This is a genomic window from Psychrobacter sp. CX14, assembly GCF_057396205.2.
Window position 1 is genome coordinate 998,833 of the sequence record NZ_CM183187.1, and the last position, 19,808, is coordinate 1,018,640.

The 19,808-nt window shown below is 44.1% G+C and carries 7 protein-coding genes; 5 read left to right on the top strand and 2 right to left on the bottom strand.

What is annotated here, in order from left to right; translation table 11 throughout:
* Positions 1–118: 118 nt before the first annotated feature.
* On the bottom strand, positions 119–2,074 hold the full coding sequence (locus tag AC2SLO_RS04210; RefSeq protein WP_486543436.1) for an ATP-binding cassette domain-containing protein: 1,956 nt from the start codon (positions 2,072–2,074) through the stop codon (positions 119–121).
* 141 nt (positions 2,075–2,215) lie between these two features.
* Here AC2SLO_RS04210 and AC2SLO_RS04215 point away from each other — a divergent pair, with 141 nt between their 5' ends.
* From AC2SLO_RS04215 to AC2SLO_RS04235, 5 genes are all read left to right on the top strand, one after another.
* Positions 2,216–2,467 (top strand): SlyX family protein, encoded by a 252-nt coding sequence (locus AC2SLO_RS04215; protein WP_486543437.1) that lies wholly within the window; start codon positions 2,216–2,218, stop codon positions 2,465–2,467.
* A gap of 459 nt (positions 2,468–2,926) precedes the next feature.
* The gene (locus tag AC2SLO_RS04220) at positions 2,927–4,477 is read left to right on the top strand and encodes an OmpP1/FadL family transporter (RefSeq protein WP_486543438.1); all 1,551 of its coding nucleotides are present in this window, start codon (positions 2,927–2,929) and stop codon (positions 4,475–4,477) included.
* Positions 4,478–4,783: 306 nt separating this feature from the next.
* Entirely contained in the window at positions 4,784–7,162 is a 2,379-nt protein-coding gene (locus AC2SLO_RS04225) for a transferrin-binding protein-like solute binding protein (protein ID WP_486543439.1), read from the top strand.
* Positions 7,163–7,440: 278 nt separating this feature from the next.
* On the top strand, positions 7,441–16,002 hold the full coding sequence (locus tag AC2SLO_RS04230; protein ID WP_495637090.1) for a transferrin-binding protein-like solute binding protein: 8,562 nt from the start codon (positions 7,441–7,443) through the stop codon (positions 16,000–16,002).
* Positions 16,003–16,331: 329 nt separating this feature from the next.
* Positions 16,332–17,885, top strand: coding sequence for a surface lipoprotein assembly modifier (locus tag AC2SLO_RS04235; RefSeq protein ID WP_486542269.1), 1,554 nt, complete (start codon positions 16,332–16,334; stop codon positions 17,883–17,885).
* Positions 17,886–17,985: 100 nt separating this feature from the next.
* On the opposite strand, the gene putP is transcribed toward AC2SLO_RS04235, so the two are convergent.
* Positions 17,986–19,485 (bottom strand): sodium/proline symporter PutP, encoded by a 1,500-nt coding sequence (gene putP / locus AC2SLO_RS04240; RefSeq protein WP_486542267.1) that lies wholly within the window; start codon positions 19,483–19,485, stop codon positions 17,986–17,988.
* Positions 19,486–19,808: the final 323 nt, after the last annotated feature.

The window sequence follows — 19,808 nt, forward strand, 5'->3', positions numbered from 1 at the left end:
TATGATATGACGGTTATTTTTATTATGAATGTGATGGAGAATAAAAAAGCTGCCTGACTCCATTGGGTCAGGCAGCTTTTAGTCAGTCAAATAATAACGAATCGGTACACGCTATATATTAGCTGTCTAACTCATCCCAGCGTTCAAGTTTTTGCATCAATTGCTCGTCAATCTCTGCCAGTCTTTCACTTGCAGCAGTGGCAGCCTCTAGGTCAGTGGTAAACCATGAACCATCGGCCAGTTTCGCTTGTAGCTTTGCTTGCTCTGTTTCTAACGCGGCCATTTGTTCTGGCAAGGCGTCGAGTTCACGTTGCTCATTATAGCTAAGCTTACGTTTCGGAGCTGTTGGCTCTTTGTCATCTGTATTAGCCGCAGCTGCCTTTTTAGCATTTTCTTTTTTGGTCTTGGCAGCAGCTTTATCAGCCTTACTCATGTGACCGTCTTCACGCTGCTTTTGTACTAAGTAATCTTGGTAACCGCCCACATATTCTTTAACGATACCTTTACCTTCATCGTCTTGGTCAAATACCCAAGTTGAGGTAACCACGTTGTCCATAAAGGCACGGTCATGGCTAATCAGTAGGATGGTGCCGTTAAAGCTTGAGACCGATTCCTCTAATAGCTCAAGGGTTGCCATATCTAAATCGTTGGTTGGCTCATCAAGTACTAAAATGTTAGCAGGTTTTAACAGCTGCTTTGCTAATAATACGCGGTTACGCTCGCCGCCTGATAAAGCTTTAACCGGTGTACGTGCACGTTCTGGCGCAAATAAGAAGTCTTGTAAATAGCTCATGATATGCGTTTTACGGCCGCCAACTTCAACAAAGTCAGACCCTTCAGCTACGTTTTGAACCACACTGGCTTCTAAATCTAGCTGATCACGCAACTGGTCAAAGAAGGCAATCTGTAAGTTGGTGCCCAAAGTTACGGTGCCGCTCTGAATTACGTCATCATCAGATTGATCTAATATGGCTTTAATTAGTGTCGTCTTACCGGCACCGTTCGGGCCAACGATACCGATTTTATCGCCGCGCACAATCGTGGTGCTAAAGTTATCAACCAGTACATTGCCGTCATATTCAAGATGCAGGTCTTTAACTTTACAAACTAACTTGCCGCTTTTATCGCCACTGGTCATGGTGATATTGACGTTGCCCACTTGCTCACGGCGCTTTTTACGCTCTTCACGTAATTGCTCTAATTCACGTACACGGCCCTCATTACGGGTACGACGTGCTTTAATACCTTGGCGAATCCACACCTCTTCTTGCGCTAATTTCTTATCGAAGTTGGCATTGTTTTTCTCTTCGGCAAGCAATTGCTGCTCTTTAAGCTCTTGATAACGGGCGTAACCGCCAGCACCTTGAGTCACGTCGTAACTTGATAACTTACCACGATCAAGCTCGATGATACGCGTCGCAAGCTTATCCACAAAGGCTCTATCATGCGTTACAAACAACAAGGTCAGACCCTGCCAATCTTTTAAGAACTGCTCAAGCCACTCAATACTGGCCACATCCAAGTGGTTAGTCGGCTCATCGAGTAATAAGATATCTGGCTTAGTAACCAGTGAGCGCGCTAATAGTACGCGGCGCTTACGACCACCCGATAGGGCAGACAAGTCGTCTTCGGGGTCTAGACCCATGGTGGTTAATAGTTGGCGGGCTTCACGTTCTAAATCCCAACCATGCGCGGCATCAATGTCATGCTGCAAATCTGACATGGCTTCACAGGCATCCATATCACCTGTGGCGCAGGCATCTGCTTTTTGGTTGTATGCGATTAAAAGATCAGCCGTTTTTTTATCGCCGCCCATCACGATATCTAAGATGCGGCCGCTGCTCTCTGGTACATCCTGCTCAAGCATCGCTACTTTCACGCTGCTATTAATCACCACTTCGCCGCTATCAGGCGTAATGCGGCCATCAATGAGCTTAAATAAAGTGGATTTACCCTCGCCATTACGGCCAATTAAACAAACGCGCTCGCCGGCTTCAATACTTAGGTCAACGCCATCAAGTACCGGCGCAACGCCAAATGCTAAGTGAATGTTTTTTAAATTAATAAGTGCCATAACTGTATTATCACCGTGTGCTACATGCTAAAATTAAACACAGTATATCACGCACATCATCATTCATGACGTGAGTTTATTTCACCACTGTGATGTTGATAAATACGTCCTATCTTTATGATTTAACAGAAAGTTGATTTTATGTCACAGCCTGCCACAAACCCTGACAATGACGTTCACACTGAGCTACAAAAGCAGATTGCTGATCTGCAGTCTACTGTTGCTTATCTAGAGTTGACCGTCGATAGCTTAGATGCTGTCATTACCAGACAAGACAAACAGCTACAAGATATGCAGCGTCAATTACAGCTGATGTATATGCAGTTAAATAGACAAAGTGACTCTGGGATTGCTCCCTTTGATGCCGCCGCAGAAATCCCGCCTCATTACTAATATTCAGTGTTTGTATGTTAATTTTAAACACATTAAAGATGATGGTCTTATTTACCTATTATATGTAAGACAAGCGAGAGAAGATAAGTAGGACAGATGGTTAAGACCTTTTATTTTAAATAAACTTTCTTAAGTATGTATTTAGTAATAAAAACATATTAAAGTAATGTTAATATTCAAGATTCTCATGAAAGCGTAGGTTGGGTCGGATAATTTGTATAAGTTAGCTACACCGCTTATAAAGTAACATTAAGAATTAATAGCCAACCATAACTTTACAAAATAATTATAATCATATCAAAGTGTTGCAATTAATTACAGAGTTGGCTAGTATTACCTTAAATTGAACAGTTAATTGCTAGTCAGTAATCAATTGTATTTTAGTTCATCCTATCTTTTGCGATGATTCAAATCGTCAACCCCTGTGTGAATCCTGTAAATGGACTTTTGGAGAAATTAATGCGCTCATCTTTTAATATCAAACCTCTTGTTACTGCTATCGCTGCTTTTTCAGTAGCAAGTATTGCCTCTGCTGCCGGTCTTGATCGCTCAGGCCAAGATACCACTGCATTCTTCCAAGACGGCACGTATGCAGAAGCGGTCTATACTTACATTGATGCTGATGTTACTGGTCATGACCTGAATGCTGACGGTAGCAAAGGCAATAAGATAAAAGATATTGCTGAAGATTATGACTTCTTCCGCTATGGTGTAAAAACAGATATTGGTGACAGATTTAGTATTGGTGTCTTATATGATGAGCCTTGGGGCGCAGCTGCTGATTACCATGGCAATAATGACTTTGTGGGTGCACCAGATAAAGTAGCAGATAAAATTATTGCCTCACAATTAGGTGATAAAGGTATTACTGACGTTCAAGGTTTTAAAGGCTTTGTCACAGACACTGAAGCACAGATTCAAGCAGGTCGTCAGCAGCTAGCTGGATTACAAGGTTTTGAGTCACAGTTAAGTCAAGCAATTAGTGCAGGGGCTCCACAGGCACAAATTGATCAAATGGTAGCCACACAGCTAGGTGACAAAGAAATCAATACCTATCAGGAGTTGCAAGGCACTATAGCGCAAACCGAGCAGCAATTAGCCGCAGGTGAAGCTCAGTATCAACGTCTGAAAGGTCTAGAAGGGGTGCTAGATCAATCACTTGCAAATACTGATCCAACAGAAGTAGAAGTACGCTCTGAAAGCTTGACAGGTTTATTAGGCATGAAGTTTGGCCAAAATAACAACTTCCAAGTATATGGTGGTCCAGTTGCTCAGCGTCTAAAAGCAAAAGTGAAGCTTCGTGGTAATGCGTATGATACAGCAACAGGCTATGATTTAAATGTTAACCCTGACACCGACTATGGTTGGATTGCTGGTTTGCAATACAGTAAGCCTGAGATTGCCTTAAAAGCTTCGTTAACGTACCGCTCAGAGATTGACCATGATTTGATCGCAGGTGAATATTTACCTTTAGCAGCACTGCGCGGCGTCTCACCAAGCCAATCAAATAAAATGGAAATCACCACACCAGAATCAGTTAACTTTGATTTCCAAACTGGTATTAACCCAACCACACTAGCTACTGCTAAAGTGCGCTGGGTACCTTGGGGTGATTTTGCAATTACACCTCCTTTGTATAATGCTGCCACAAAACTGGCATATCCAGAAAATCCAAACGGTCTAAACTTGGTTGATTATGATGATGATCAGTGGCAAGTTGAACTGGGCTTAGCTAAGCGCCTACAACCAAACCTAGCCGTTTCAGGAACGATTGGTTGGGATAGTGGTGCAGGCGATCCAACCACTTCTTTAGGTCCTATCGAAGGTTACTACAGTGTTGGCGCAGGTGCTAAATACAATCTTGACGAAAACTGGGCTATCTCAGCCGGTGGTAAGTATCTATGGTTTGGTGATGCCAAAGGCCGTATCCCTAACGGTACAATCGTTAGTGATTTTGATGACAACGACGGCTTTGTACTCGGCGTAAAACTTTCTTATCAAGACAAATAAGAGTTAAGCACGTTTAAGTCTCAATATATATCAAGAAGGGCAAATCACGAATCGTGGTTTGCCCTTTTCTGTTCTTATTCAAAAGGTAAGTTCTATAATTATTTGAGTAATATAATATCAGCAGATAAACCTATAGTCCATATAGCTCTCTGACCTCATTAATCAGGGAGAGTGTTAGATTATATAAATAATATGTATTGACAATGTATAAGGAATTTGTGAGTATCTATTCAACTACATTGATTAAATTTTCTATGTAGTAACGTTTATTAATGGATTAATTAAATATTTCATGGAGGAAATATAATGTCATTTAACGGCAACTTAGCACCTACCCCTTCTATTGTTACATCAAAGAAATTAAATACCTCTCTTAAAGCCAGCGTTGTTCTTCTAACGTCTGTTATTCTAGCTTCTTGTGCATTAGATGATAGCTCTACAGACTATTATAGCGCGCCTACGCCAATGGCTGATACAGATAATGATGCTGATAATGATACTGATGTAGATACAGATACAGATACAGATACTGATGTAGACACTGGTGGAGATACAGATACTGATGTAGATACAGATACTGATGTAGATACAGATGTAGATACAGATACTGATGTAGATTCAGATACTGATGTAGATTCAGATACTGATGTAGATTCAGATACTGATGGAGACACTGGAGGTGATACTGGTGGAGACACTGGAGATGATACTGGTGGAGACAATATTCCAGATGCAGATAGATCTGGCGTACAGACATTAAACATTATTGCAGGACCTCTTGGAGTCTTTAATACAACAACTCGCGACTTTGTAGCTGATGATATCAGTGTTCAAGCAAGATCTGACACTGCATCAAACGATCTATTACCGGCAGTAGATATTATTATCTCATCAGACAATGACGCTGAGGTAAGTAATGGCTTCAAGCAGTATGATGGTGAAGCTCTGATATCGATAACCAGTCCAATCAAAGCAGACTTACCACTAACTTATAGTTCAGTATACAAAGACTATGAAGATGACATGCGTATTGGTCACATTGATGGTTCAGCAGATCTAGGAGGGAGTGCACTACCCGTAAATGGAGCAGCCGTAATAGGTAATGCGACCGAAGCTGAGAATATACCGACAGATGGCACCGTACAATACAGCGGTGATGCCACACATCGTAAAATGGGACTTGGCAATGCCATTGAATTTGGTAGCTCAGTATTCACTGCAGACTTTGTCTCTAAGAATGTAAAAGGTGACCTAAACTTTGCCAATGCTGGTGATATTGCATTAACAGCCGATATCGATGGTAATAAATTCTCAGGCGCTGCAGATGCTAACGGCGGTTATGCAACCGAAGGTGGCTTCTATGGCAGTGATGCTGAATATCTGGGTGGTGTATACGAAGGTAATGGCGCTCAAGGTACTTATGGTGCCAAGCAACTAGCTGAAACAACAGACCAAGCCGCTGCCGATGCTCAAGCCGCTGCCGACGCTCAAGCCGCTGCCGATGCTCAAGCTGCTGCCGATGCTCAAGCTGCTGCCGATGCTCAAGCTGCTGCCGATGCTCAAGCTGCTGCTGATGCTCAAGCCGCTGCTGATGCTCAAGCCGCTGCTGATGCTCAAGCCGCTGCTGATGCTCAAGCCGCTGCCGATGCTCAAGCCGCTGCCGATGCTCAAGCCGCTGCTGATGCTCAAGCCGCTGCCGACGCTCAAGCTGCTGCTGATGCTCAAGCCGCTGCCGATGCTCAAGCCGCTGCTGATGCTCAAGCCGCTGTCGATGCTCAATTAGCTGGACTAAAAGCTGCTGCTGACAAGGCAATGCCTGATACTGAAATGACTGGCTTCCAGTCGAGTGCATTTAGTAGTCTTGAAGCCAATTCATCTGGATTTAAGAAATTTGAAGATGCTATCGGCTATGTAGCTATCCGTGATGATGCTTCAGACTTTACTGAGACAACCACAAAAGATGGCGCAGAAGTACCAGTAGATAATGGTCAAGGTGATAATTTCACTGCGTTTGATAAAGGTGTTGTCCGTGGTGATATGGTTCAGCCAGCCAGTGTTAAAGACCCAATCGAAGTTAACTTACAAGCTGGAGAAGGAACAGTTAAAGTTGATGCAGGTTTAGGTGGCTTTAACCCTGACCTTAATTATAAGGCTACGTATGCAAGCTTTGAAACTCAAATGCAAACTGGCCATGTGTATGGTGTTATTAATTCAGGTATTGTTGGTGATGTTTCACGTGTTGCTAATGTGTATGTACAAGGTCATTTAACGGCTCAAGCAGACATCGAGTACTTAAAAGAAGTTAACGATGGTAAAGCGAGCTACGCAGGTCAAGCCACTTACATCGAGAACATTCACTTAGGTGATACCGGAACGTTTGCACCAGTTAATGGTACTTCAAACTTCGATGTTGACTTTGTAAATAACTCAGTGAAAGGCGAGCTTGCCTTTGACGGTGACTTCAAGTATATGCCTGAAGGTAATAAGATTGGCATTGAAGCGACCATTGATGGTAATACATTTGCTGGAAATGTGAATGGTATCGACACTGCCGGCGGCTTCTATGGTGAAGATGCTCAGTTCTTAGGTGGTATCTACCAAGATGCATCAGTTGAAGGCGGTAAAGGGACGACTCCAGGTACCGGTACCAAGTTCCAAGGTACGTTCGGTGCTGAAAAGCAGTAATTCAAAAGCCTAACGATTATTTGAACTATAGTAGAAAAGCGTCCCAACTGGGACGCTTTTTTCTTGTGCGCTTTTATAGATAAGATATTAATAATAGTGTCAAACAAGCTAACTTATAAAAGTAAAGTAAATTTAGATTAATTTTTTACTTGAAGTTATTGTGTTTTTGTAGCATATTTAAATATACGTACATATATCTATTTAGTTTTATTCCATAAGCTAATTAAGTATGTATCACACATAATGGATTATCTTAAAACTTTCATGGAGGAAGTAGAATGTCACCTATCAGTCATTCGATCTTAGCAGATGTTACAGCGAAAAAATTAAATACCCCCCTTAAAGCCAGTGTCGTTCTTTTAACCTCAGTAATTCTCGCATCTTGCGGATCTGACGGCAGCTCTACGTCTTATTATTCAGCCCCTACACCTATGGCCGATAGTGATACCGGAGATAATTCTAATGGTGATACGAATGATGAAAACGTTGGAGACAATAATGATGAATCAGACAACCCCACCCCACCTGATGATTCAACAAATGAAGATTTAGAAAAAGCCAAAGCAGAGGCTGAAGCTGAGAGAGAGGCCAAAGAACAAGCACAAGCTGAAGCTGAAGCGGCAAAACAAGAGGCGCAGAAACTTAAAACTGAATTAGAGGATGCAAAAGCTCAAGCAGAGCAGGCGAAGGCTGAAGCAGAAAAAGCTAAACAGGAATTAGAAGAGTCGCTTAACTCAGGTAGCGGCAACTCAGAAGCGCTTCAAGCAGCAGCTGAAGAAAAAGCTAAGCAAGCTGAAGAAGCTCTACAAGCTTTACAAACAGCTGAAGCAGCTGCTCAAGAGGCTATTGCAGCAGCAGATGCTAAAGCACAACAGGCTCAGGATATTATCAATGCAGCAACTGATGCAGCTGCAGCTGCTGAAATTAAGAATGCTCCAGAAGCAGACAAATCTGGCGTACAGACCTTAAACGTTAACGCAGGGCCACTTGGGACCTTCAACACGACAACACGTGACTTTGCAGCGGATGACACCAGTGTTCAAGCAAGATCAGATGTGGCATCAGACAACCTACTACCCGCAGTAGAGATTACCACCTCATCAGACAATGACGCTGAGGTGAGTAATGGCTTCAAGCAGTATGATGGTGAAGCTCTGATATCGATCACCAGTCCAATCAAAGCAGACTTACCACTAACTTATAGTTCAGTATACAAAGACTATCAAGATGACATGCGTATTGGTCATATTGATGGTTCAGCAGCACTAGGAGACAGTGCACTACCCGTAAATGGAGCAGCCGTAATAGGTAACGCCACAGTCGCTGAGAACGTACCAACAGAAGGTACAGCTGGATATACAGGTGATGCGACGTATCGCAAGATGGGAATTGGTAATGACATTGAATTTGGATCATCAGTATTTACCGCAGACTTTGTGGCTAAGAAACTAGACGGCACCTTAAGCTTTAACCAAGCAGGTAACATTGGTTTAACCGCAGGTATTGATGGTAATCAATTCTCAGGCAGTGCCGATGACAACGCGGGCTATGCAACCGAAGGCGGATTCTACGGTGGTGACGCACAATATCTAGGCGGTGTATACGAAGGTAACGGCGCCCAAGGTACTTATGGTGCTAAATCTGATGCACAAACAGCAGCAGAGCAAGCAGCAGTAGATGCACAAGCTGCAGCTGATGCGGTACAGTCACAGATTGATGCGTTGAACGCAGAGGCTGAACAAGCGAAAGCCGCTGCTGAACAAGCGAAAGCCGATGCAGAAAAAGCGCAACTAGACGCAGAAAAAGCAAAAGAAAGAGCTGAAAACGCAGATAATAACGTGGGCAATGAAGAGGCGTTAAATGACGCTCTAGCGCGTGCAGAAGCTGCAGAAAATGCTGCTGCAACAGCACAAGCTGCGCAACAAGCCGCTGAATCAGCGAAAGTTGCCGCAGAAAATGCTCTAGCAGCTGCTCAAGCAGCTGCAGACAAAGCAGTTGGTGAGGCCAAAGCGGAAGCTGAGAAATTAGTTGCTGAAGCCAAAGCCGAAGCCGAAGCTGCCAACACAGCAGCCGAGACAGCGAAAGCAGAAGCTGATGCAGCCAAAGATACCGCTGCTACAGCGAAGATAGAAAAAGACCGCTTGGTAGCTGAAGCCAACGCTAAAGCAGACCAAGCAGAGCAAGAAGCGCTACAAGCGCAGCAAGCAGCAGAAGCGGCTAATCAAGTAGCTGCTGAAGAGAAAGCCAAAGCGGCAGCGGCTCAGAAAGAAGCAGAAACCGCTAAATCAGAATTAGCGGACGCTCAAAAGGCGCTTGAAGAAGCAGAAGCTGCCTTACAAGATGCATTAGCAGGTGGTGGTAATACAGACGCGCTACAAGCAGAAGTAGATCGCCGAGATGCTGCATTAAAAGCGGCTAATGAGAAAGCGGCAGTCGCCCAACAAGCAGCAGCAGAAGCAGTTGCAGCCGCTGAGGCTCAAGTAGATGCCGCACAAGCCGCATTACAAGCGGCTACTGATGCAGCCGCAGCCGCTGAGATTAAGAATGCTCCAGAAGCAGACAAATCTGGCGTACAGACCTTAAACGTTAACGCAGGGCCACTTGGGACCTTCAACACGACAACACGTGACTTTGCAGCGGATGACACCAGTGTTCAAGCAAGATCAGATGTGGCATCAGACAACCTACTACCCGCAGTAGAGATTACCACCTCATCAGACAATGACGCTGAGGTGAGTAATGGCTTCAAGCAGTATGATGGTGAAGCTCTGATATCGATCACCAGTCCAATCAAAGCAGACTTACCACTAACTTATAGTTCAGTATACAAAGACTATCAAGATGACATGCGTATTGGTCATATTGATGGTTCAGCAGCACTAGGAGACAGTGCACTACCCGTAAATGGAGCAGCCGTAATAGGTAACGCCACAGTCGCTGAGAACGTACCAACAGAAGGTACAGCTGGATATACAGGTGATGCGACGTATCGCAAGATGGGAATTGGTAATGACATTGAATTTGGATCATCAGTATTTACCGCAGACTTTGTGGCTAAGAAACTAGACGGCACCTTAAGCTTTAACCAAGCAGGTAACATTGGTTTAACCGCAGGTATTGATGGTAATCAATTCTCAGGCAGTGCCGATGACAACGCGGGCTATGCAACCGAAGGCGGATTCTACGGTGGTGACGCACAATATCTAGGCGGTGTATACGAAGGTAACGGCGCCCAAGGTACTTATGGTGCTAAATCTGATGCACAAACAGCAGCAGAGCAAGCGGCAGTAGATGCACAAGCTGCAGCAGATGCAGCGCAAGCGGCCATTGCAGAGCAGCAAGCAGTAGCAGACGCTGCTAAAGCAGCAGCAGACAAAGCGCAAGCCGATGCTGAGAAAGCACAAGAGGCATTAGTTAAAGCGCAAGAGAACTTAGCCAATGCAGGTGAAGGTGGAGACGGTGGACTAGCAGCCGCACTAGCGAGAGCCGCAGCCGCAGAAGCCGCACAAGCAGCAGCTGAAGAAGCAGCAACTAAAGCGCAAGAAGCAGAAGCTGCAGCGAAGTCCGCCCAACAATCAGCTGAAGAAGCCTTAGTGGCGGCACAAGAAGCAGCAGACAAAGCCATTGGTGAAGCCAAAGCCGAAGCGGATGCCGCTGTAGATGCCGCACAAGCAGAAGCGGATACTGCAAAAGCACAGGCAGAAGAAGCCAAAGCGGAAGCCGAAACGGCCAAAGCCGAAGCCGAAACTGCAAAAGCACAGGCAGAAACAGCGATAGCAGAAGCGAACACCAAAGCGGAACAAGCCGAAGCCCAAGCTGCCGCCGCCCAGCAAGCAGCTCAAGAAGCCCGAGCCCAAGCCGCTGCTGAAAAAGCAAAAGCTGAGAGTGCACAAGCCGAAGCAGAAACCGCTAAATCAGAATTAGCAGACGCACAAGCGGCATTAGCAGACGCACAAGCGGCATTAGCAGAAGCTGAGCAAGCACTAGCAGACGCCTTAGCCGCTGGTGGTGGTAATACAGACGCGCTACAAGCAGAAGTAGATCGCCGAGATGCTGCATTAAAAGCGGCTAATGAGAAAGCGGCAGTCGCCCAACAAGCAGCAGCAGAAGCAGTTGCAGCCGCTGAGGCTCAAGTAGATGCCGCACAAGCCGCATTACAAGCGGCTACTGATGCAGCCGCAGCCGCTGAGATTAAGAATGCTCCAGAAGCAGACAAATCTGGCGTACAGACCTTAAACGTTAACGCAGGGCCACTTGGGACCTTCAACACGACAACACGTGACTTTGCAGCGGATGACACCAGTGTTCAAGCAAGATCAGATGTGGCATCAGACAACCTACTACCCGCAGTAGAGATTACCACCTCATCAGACAATGACGCTGAGGTGAGTAATGGCTTCAAGCAGTATGATGGTGAAGCTCTGATATCGATCACCAGTCCAATCAAAGCAGACTTACCACTAACTTATAGTTCAGTATACAAAGACTATCAAGATGACATGCGTATTGGTCATATTGATGGTTCAGCAGCACTAGGAGACAGTGCACTACCCGTAAATGGAGCAGCCGTAATAGGTAACGCCACAGTCGCTGAGAACGTACCAACAGAAGGTACAGCTGGATATACAGGTGATGCGACGTATCGCAAGATGGGAATTGGTAATGACATTGAATTTGGATCATCAGTATTTACCGCAGACTTTGTGGCTAAGAAACTAGACGGCACCTTAAGCTTTAACCAAGCAGGTAACATTGGTTTAACCGCAGGTATTGATGGTAATCAATTCTCAGGCAGTGCCGATGACAACGCGGGCTATGCAACCGAAGGCGGATTCTACGGTGGTGACGCACAATATCTAGGCGGTGTATACGAAGGTAACGGCGCCCAAGGTACTTATGGTGCTAAATCTGATGCACAAACAGCAGCAGAGCAAGCGGCAGTAGATGCACAAGCTGCAGCAGATGCAGCGCAAGCGGCCATTGCAGAGCAGCAAGCAGTAGCAGACGCTGCTAAAGCAGCAGCAGACAAAGCGCAAGCCGATGCTGAGAAAGCACAAGAGGCATTAGTTAAAGCGCAAGAGAACTTAGCCAATGCAGGTGAAGGTGGAGACGGTGGACTAGCAGCCGCACTAGCGAGAGCCGCAGCCGCAGAAGCCGCACAAGCAGCAGCTGAAGAAGCAGCAACTAAAGCGCAAGAAGCAGAAGCTGCAGCGAAGTCCGCCCAACAATCAGCTGAAGAAGCCTTAGTGGCGGCACAAGAAGCAGCAGACAAAGCCATTGGTGAAGCCAAAGCCGAAGCGGATGCCGCTGTAGATACCGCACAAGCAGAAGCGGATACTGCAAAAGCACAGGCAGAAGAAGCCAAAGCGGAAGCCGAAACGGCCAAAGCCGAAGCCGAAACTGCAAAAGCACAGGCAGAAACAGCGATAGCAGAAGCGAACACCAAAGCGCAACAAGCCGAAGCCCAAGCTGCCGCCGCCCAGCAAGCAGCTCATGAAGCCCGAGCACAAGCCGCTACTGAAAAGCTCAAAGCGGAAACAGCACAAGCAGAAGCGGATCAAGCCAAAGCTGATTTAGCAGAAGCACAAGCTGCCCTAGCCGAAGCTGAGCAAGACCTAGCCGATGCACTAGCTGCAGGCGGTGGTAACACAGACGCCTTAGAAGCGGCAGTAGCCCGTAAAGAAGAAGCATTACAAGAAGCCCTTGCTGAAGCCACCGCAGCCCAACAAGCAGCAGAAGCGGCTATTGCAGCAGCCCAAGCTGAGGCAGATGCGGCCCAAGCTGCATTACAAGCTGCCGCAGATAAAGCAGAAGCTGCTGCTATCAAGAATGATCCTGAAGCTGACAAATCTGGCGTGCAAACTATCAATGTAGGCGCATCAGTAACCGGTCTCTTAGGTGACTTTATTACAACTACACGTGATTTCGAGGTAGCAGGTGATAGCCTTCAAGCTCGAGCTGATATAGCTTCTGATAATTTATTACCTATCGTTGACGTGGTTATATCTGGAGAGGGTGATACAGAACTGGCTAATGGCTTTATGAGTCATGAAGATAATACTGAAATCGCTACAGACTTAGGTGTGTTACCACTGGTTTATACCTCAGTTTATAAAAACTATAGTGATGACTTGCTTGTTGGTCATATTGACGGTACTGCTAGTCTAAGCGATACAAAGATTCCTGTGAACGGAGCAGCCGTTATCGGTAATGCCACATTAGCTGAGAACGTACCAACAGATGGTACAGCAGGTTATACAGGTGATGCGACGTATCGTGAAATTGGCATTGGTAATGACATTGAATTTGGAACTTCAGTATTTACTGCAGACTTTGTGGCTAAGAAACTAGATGGCATCTTAAGCTTTAACCAAGCAGGTAACATTGGTTTAACTGCAGGTATTGAAGGCAATAAGTTCTCAGGTAGTGCTGATGACAACGCAGGCTATGCAACCGAAGGCGGATTCTACGGTGGCGATGCCCAATATATAGGCGGCATATATGAAGGCAATGGCGCACAAGGTACTTATGGTGCTAAATCAGATGCACAAACAGCAGCAGAACAGGCCGCAGCAGAAGCTCAAGTCGCAGCAGACGCTAGCCAAGCAGCGTTAGCAGCGGAACAAGCGAAAGCCGAAGCAGCCCAAGCGGCGGCGACTAAAGCACAAGAAGATGCAGCTAAGGCACAAGAAGCGTTAGAGAAAGCCCAAGAAGCCCTAGCTAATGCAGGTGAAGGAGGAGATGGTGGACTTGCCGCAGCCATAGAGCGTGCAGAAGCGGCGGAAGCTGCTGAGGCGGCTGCAATAGATCGTGCAGAAGCAGCAGAAGCTGCAGAGGCGGCAGCAATAGAGGCGGCAACTAAGGCTGCTCAAGCGGAAGCGGCAGCCCAAACTGCCCAAGCCGCCGCAGAAGAAGCTTTAGTTGCGGCACAAGTAGCAGCAGAGCAAGCGATTGGCGAGGCTAAAGCCGAAGCAGAGGCTGCAGTAGACGCCGCCCAAGCAGAAGCGGATACTGCAAAAGCACAAGCAGAAGAAGCTAAAGCCGAAGCAGCAGAAGCTGAGTCGGCTAAGCAAGCTGCTTTAGAAGCGAAAGCTTTGGCTGAGGTAGCCAAACAAGAAGCGGAATTAGCAGCTGCAGAAGCTCAGAAACGAGCTGAGGAGGCTGAAATATTAGCCAATCAGTTTGATGACCCTGATACTGCAATTGCTGGTGTTCAAAACTCAGTAATTGAAGGTAAGTCTGAAATACTAGACAATTATTCGGCTGGGTATGACAAACTATTACTTCGCACAAATGAGTTAAGTGATAGAGTTCTAAATCCGATCGAAGTTAATTTGAAGGGTGATAACGATACTAACTTAGAAAATGGATTTAGTGAAAGTAAAGGTTCTGTCGATGTATTAGCTAAAAACTGGGCAAACTCACCTGTTAATAGTAAACTTAACTACACGTCAGTTTATAATAATTTTGATGATCAAATGCAAATTGGTCATGTATATGGTGAATTGCAACGTGGCGTCAGTAAAGACTTCACCTCTACTACGTATGTTCAAGGTAATTCAACGAGCGTTAGTGATATTGATAAGTTAGCTGCAGGTAAAGAAACAGAAGAGGGTAAAGCTCAATATACTGGTGTCGCAACGTTGATGGATGATAAGGACCTTATTGTTGATGTTAACGGTAGCTCTAAGTTTGATGTTGATTTTGTTGCAAAGTCAGTTGATGGTGAACTATCATTTAACGATAACAATACGATAACAGTTGGTGCTGATATCTCCGGCAATAAATTCACAGGAAATGTGAACGGTATTAAAACATCTGGCGGTTTCTATGGTAAAGGTGCTGATTTATTAGGCGGTGTTTATGCCGGCAATGGCGTTCAAGGTACTTATGGTGCAGAAAGAGTTAAACCAGTTATTGTAGAGCCAGGTGAACCTACAAACCCAAGCGAGCCAACTAATCCAGAAGTAGCTCCTGATCCTAAAATGACAGGCTTCCAATCAACTGCGTTGAGTAGTAAGGAGAAGACCCTTCCATTTGGTCTTGGTCAGCTCGATAATGCTATAGGCTATGTTGCTATACGTGATGATAAGTCTGAATTTACGACAACTACCGTAGAAAATGGCGCTGAAGTTCCAGTAGATAATCGTCAAGGCGATAACTTCAAGAGCTTCAGTGAAGGCGTTGTTCGAGGAGATATGGTTCAACCTTCAAGTGTGCTTGAACCCATCCAAGTGTCCTTACAAAGCTCTGGAGAAATTAAAGTAGATGCTGGTAAAGGGGGTTCAAATCCAACATATGAGTATACTTCAGTATATGAAAACTTTGACCAGCAGATGCAGGTTGGACACGTGTATGGAAACTTTAACTCACTTGTAGGAGATGTTTCTAGAGCGACTAATGTTTATGTTGAAGGGTATTTAACCAATCAAGCTGATATTGACTACTTAAAACAAGTTAATGATGGTAAGGCACAGTACACTGGTATAGCAACTTATATTGAGAATATTCATTTAGATGACAATACTAGTACAGCGCCAGTCAACGGGACATCTAGCTTTGACGTTGACTTCGTGAATAACTCAGTAGCTGGTGAGCTTGCGTTTGATGGTAACTTTAAGTATATGCCTGAAGGTAATAAGATTGGTATTGAAGCAACTATTGATGGTAATACATTTGCTGGTAATGTCAATGGCATCGATACTGCAGGTGGTTTCTATGGTTCAGACGCTAAGTTCTTAGGAGGTATATATCAAGATGCTTCTGTGGAAGGTGGCAAAGGTACAGTTGCTGGTACAGGTACTAGGTTCCAAGGTACGTTCGGTGCTGAAAAGCAGTAATTCAAAAGCCTAACGATTATTTGAACTATAGTAGAAAAGCGTCCCAAATGGGGGCGCTTTTTTAGTTGAGAGGTGATGTTAACGATTTGAATTAGATAGCATAAATTATTAGATAGACTGTTGTTAGAAAAAATAACAGCTTAAAGATATTTTTTACTCGCAAAATTGCTATAAATATCTTATAGTTAAGGTAGCTTATATTACTTTTGCGAAATACTACTAAATTTACGATCAGTATTCGTGTTAGTACCCTAGTCAAACTAGGTTAAGTGCTTTAATCAGTTATAAATACGGAATATTTGACTCAAGTTACAATGTTAAGGATAACTATGACGCAATCTTTTTTTCTTAAAACTCTTAGTGCCTCAATTTTGACGGCAGCCACAGTTTATGCTCCCATGATATATGCTGCTGAACTTAATCCAGAAGAGGTTGATGAGCTTGCACAGAATGAGAACGATCTTTCGGAAGAGCTTATCAAACAAGAACGACAAAATATAAATTTAGGCAACACAGTACCAACCGCTAATATCTCAAATGCCGAAGCGCAAAAAGCTATCAATGAGCGTAAGCCATTGCGAACCGCTCAGCGTTATGATTTAGACAAGTTAAAAGCTGATCCTTTGATCTTCACTAAATATCTGAATGCGGCAATCGCTGCTCAAGATATGGAAACAGTGAAAGCACTATTACCTCACTATAAATCACTACAAGTGAATGATCCGATGCTGATTAAGTTTGCGGATGCACTCGTTTATCGTAGTGAAGGTCAGAATAAAAAGGCCATTGAGATTTATAAAGGGATGTTAGCAGACAACTCTGACTTTCATCCGGTACGTTTAAACTTGGCTCAGACTTTATATGCTGATAAACAGTATGCTGCTGCGCATGACCAGCTACTGAAGCTTCGAGGGGCTGATATACCCGAGCCTGTTATGGCCAATGTTAATAAGTTAATCGAACGTATTCAAATGCAAGAGCAGTGGCGTTTTAATGCATCAATAAGTTATATTCAAGATGATAACTTAAATGGCGTTCCTGAAAAGCCTATTGTCAATGGTCAATTTGGAACAACGAATAAACCCGAGTCAGGCAAAGGCCTTCAGGTATCTACCAGTGCCAATAAGCGTATAAATTTACCACAGAATTATTATGCAGAAGTAGGTGGCAATGCCTCCCTTAAAGGGTATTGGGATAATAGTGAATATAATGATTATTTAGTCACGGCATCTGTAGGACTAGGTTATGATGATGCCAAGAATGATATTTCAATCAGCCCTTTTGTTACCAAACGATTCTATAGTGAAGAACCTTACAGTTGGCGTAAAGGGATAACAGTGAGTGGTTCACGTTGGGTGAAACCAAAGTTGAAATTGACAGCAACCGGAATGTTTTCGAATGAAACAATTGACGATGATGATAAAAATCTTCGTGAAGCAGATGGTGTATTTTTAGGTTTAAATGGACTGTATATCAAAGATGCTAACGAGTATTTTTATGGAGGTATCGGTCATAATATAAACGATGTCGATAAGACAAGCTTTCTGAGCTATGATCGTAATTCAGTCAATGTCGGTTGGGGTAAGGAATGGAATCAAGGTATTTCGACATTGACATCCATGAGTTATGCGGTCAAAGATTATGACAAACCTTCTGATGATATCGCTGATTTCTTCTATAGAACCTATAGAGTAGATGGCACCGATACAAGCCGAAAAGACAAAACTAAATCAATTGGGTTACAAGTTTGGAGACGTGACTTAACTGTATTGGGTTTAACCCCTCGTCTGGTATTTGATTATGAAAAAACCTCGAGTAACTTCAAGTACTATGATGATCGTGATGATAAGACGGCAACGGTATTATTAACTAAAACTTTCTAAGATTATTCTAATAATTGTCCATAAAAACCTACAAAAAAAACCTCGTCATTCAATGACGAGGTTTTTTAGATTTAAGAATAAGATTTTTGTAAGAAAAGATTTACTTTAGGTTTAGTTCCATCTCTTCATATTTCGCTTTAATGTGATCGCTTGGCTCAGCAGTTGCTAAACTACCAACAACGATAGCGATTGAGCTTAAGATAAAGCCTGGAATGATGGCATATAACCAGTCATTTAACGCAGTACCGTCTGCTGTTTCAAAGCCGCCGTAAACCCATAGAATGACAGTTACAGCACCAACAATCATACCGGCTAGAGCCCCATTACGGTTCATACGTTTCCACATTAAGCTGATCACAACCAATGGACCAAAGGCAGCACCAAAGCCTGCCCAAGCGTTAGAAACCAATGATAGAACAGAGCTATCTGGATCTGATGCTAAGAAGATAGATACGATAGCGACAAGTACAACAGAGATACGACCGACTAACACTTGACGTGCCTCTGGCGCGTCTCTATCAAAGAAAAGCTTATAAACATCACGCGTTAATGAACTTGATACCACCAACAGCTGAGATGAAATGGTACTCATAATAGCGGCTAAAATAGCGGCCAATAAGAAACCAGATACCAGCGGATGGAATAAGAAGTTAGTAAATACTAAGAAGATGGTCTCTGGATCATCTAAGGTCATCGCTGTTTTTTGTACATAAGCGCGACCAGCAAAACCTGTCATTAATGCACCGATTAAGCTGACAATCATCCAACTCATACCAATGTTACGTGCAGTTGGCACATCTTTGACAGAGCGGATGGCCATAAAGCGTACAATGATGTGTGGTTGTCCAAAGTAACCTAAACCCCATGCCATCAATGAAATGATGCCAAAGAAGGTCATGCCACTAAAGATGTTTAGCATCTCAGAGTCGATATTGCGGATGGCTGTGGTCGTTGCACTAATACCGCCAAGGTCCGTGAAGGCAACAACTGGTACGATAATCATGGCAAATAACATGATAACGCCCTGCACGAAGTCAGTGGTCGATACCGCTAAGAAGCCGCCAAATAAGGTGTAAGCCACAACAACGCCTGCAGTTACCCAAAGGCCAGTGCTATAAGACATGCCTAAAGCGCTGTCGAATAATTTACCACCACCAGCTAAGCTTGCTGCGGTGTAAACGGTAAAGAATAAGATAATAACAATGGCTGAAATAACTCTAAGCAGATGAGACTTGTCTTCAAAACGGTTAGCAAAGTAGTCGGGAAGGGTGATGGCATTATCTGCAATCTCAGTATAGACGCGCAGTCTTGGTGCGACTAAGATATAGTTTGCAAAAGCGCCCATGGTCAGGCCTAACGCAATCCAAATACTCACCACGCCTGAACTGTACATATAACCAGGTAGACCAAGTAACAACCAACCTGACATATCAGATGCGCCAGCAGAAAGAGCTGCAACGCCTGGGCTAAGGTTACGACCGCCAAGCATATAGCCTGAAGAATCATTCTCAGCCTTGAAGTAGGCCCAGATACCGATGCCAATCATCAGTAGAAAATATAAGGCGAGCGATATCAGCACGCCTGTTGATACTCCATTCATAATAAAATCCTTATATGATTTATTTTTTTAAGCACAAAAAAACCATTATGCAGCTAGTATCATAATGGTTTTGTTATGTGAACTAAAAATGTATCAACAAAAATTAATAGAATAATTTGATGGATTTTCTCACATAGTTTACCTGCATAGCAATCATCCACTATCAATTTAAAAGCCCTAGTATCAGCGCTCTCACCATTGGGTTACATCCTATTAACTTTTGGCAATATAGGAGTATTATAAAGCAAAATAAAGGTTATTACGAATAGCATTAATGGTTATAGATGATAAATTTGCTATTCAACCAGTTTTTGCCCAGATAT

What these genes read in the sequence shown, in the direction of transcription:
- AC2SLO_RS04225 (WP_486543439.1), top strand. Translation starts at nt 4,784, where the DNA reads ATGTCATTTAACGGCAACTTAGCACCTACCCCTTCTATTGTTACATCA.
- AC2SLO_RS04215 (WP_486543437.1), top strand. Translation starts at nt 2,216, where the DNA reads ATGTCACAGCCTGCCACAAACCCTGACAATGACGTTCACACTGAGCTA.
- AC2SLO_RS04235 (WP_486542269.1), top strand. Translation starts at nt 16,332, where the DNA reads ATGACGCAATCTTTTTTTCTTAAAACTCTTAGTGCCTCAATTTTGACG.
- AC2SLO_RS04230 (WP_495637090.1), top strand. Translation starts at nt 7,441, where the DNA reads ATGTCACCTATCAGTCATTCGATCTTAGCAGATGTTACAGCGAAAAAA.
- AC2SLO_RS04210 (WP_486543436.1), bottom strand. Translation starts at nt 2,074, where the DNA reads ATGGCACTTATTAATTTAAAAAACATTCACTTAGCATTTGGCGTTGCG.
- AC2SLO_RS04220 (WP_486543438.1), top strand. Translation starts at nt 2,927, where the DNA reads ATGCGCTCATCTTTTAATATCAAACCTCTTGTTACTGCTATCGCTGCT.
- putP (WP_486542267.1), bottom strand. Translation starts at nt 19,485, where the DNA reads ATGAATGGAGTATCAACAGGCGTGCTGATATCGCTCGCCTTATATTTT.